This is a genomic window from Vibrio sp. 2132-1 (genome assembly GCF_033344315.1).
This window is the reverse complement of the sequence record NZ_JAWPON010000372.1, coordinates 1-681: the sequence shown is the minus strand read 5'-3', so window position 1 is coordinate 681 and position 681 is coordinate 1. Positions and strand designations below refer to the sequence as shown.

General features: G+C 44.3%; 1 protein-coding gene and 1 pseudogene. One reads left to right on the top strand and one right to left on the bottom strand.

Annotation, left to right across the window (positions count from 1 at the left end):
• Positions 1 to 355 (bottom strand): peptide-methionine (S)-S-oxide reductase (locus R8N47_RS25490; protein ID WP_318186140.1); only part of this gene is annotated, 355 nt, incomplete at its 3' end.
• 205 nt (positions 356 to 560) lie between these two features.
• On the opposite strand from R8N47_RS25490, the pseudogene R8N47_RS25485 reads away from it, so the two are divergent.
• Positions 561 to 681: pseudogene (locus tag R8N47_RS25485) on the top strand (osmotically inducible protein OsmC); the annotation flags it as partial.

The window sequence follows — 681 nt, the reverse complement described above, 5'->3', positions numbered from 1 at the left end:
TTGGGTCAATGTGGCGGAAAAAGTAATCGAGTACTTGTTCGTAATTCACCACATTCGGGTCGTATTTCACTTCGATGGATTCAATGTGTCCGGTTTTTCCAGAAGATACTTGGCGATAGGTTGGGTTTTTCACGTGCCCGCCGGAGTAGCCAGACACCACATCCAAGACGCCAGGAAGCTGTTCTAAGTCCGATTCCGTACACCAAAAACAGCCGCCAGCCAGTGTGGCGATTTCTGCATTCTCTAAAGCCTTCATCTTATCCATCGTATCGGCGGTGCCTGTTTTACTCAAAAGTAGAAACAAGACAGGAAGTGCGAAAGAGAATCCGACCAATAACTTAGATATTTTCTTCATAGCTACCTCAACGTTGTTTTCCGTAGAAAGTGTGACTGAAATAAAAAGTGCTACGTAAATAGAAAGGCAACAGAGCGAAAAAATTACAGCGATTTTTAAAATTCCGTTGCCCTTTTTTATAAGAAAGATACAGTATCGGCACGAAATACAACGCTCAATCGGGCAAAAGTTACACCCAACGAGCGATGCCAAAATGAGGTAAACCATGCAAGCAGAAGTTAAATGGGTCGAAGATTTTAAATTCCTCGGTCAATCGCAGTCCGGTCACTCAATCGTGATGGATGGTAACGGTGGTGCAACGGCACCAAGCCCAATGGAAATGGTGC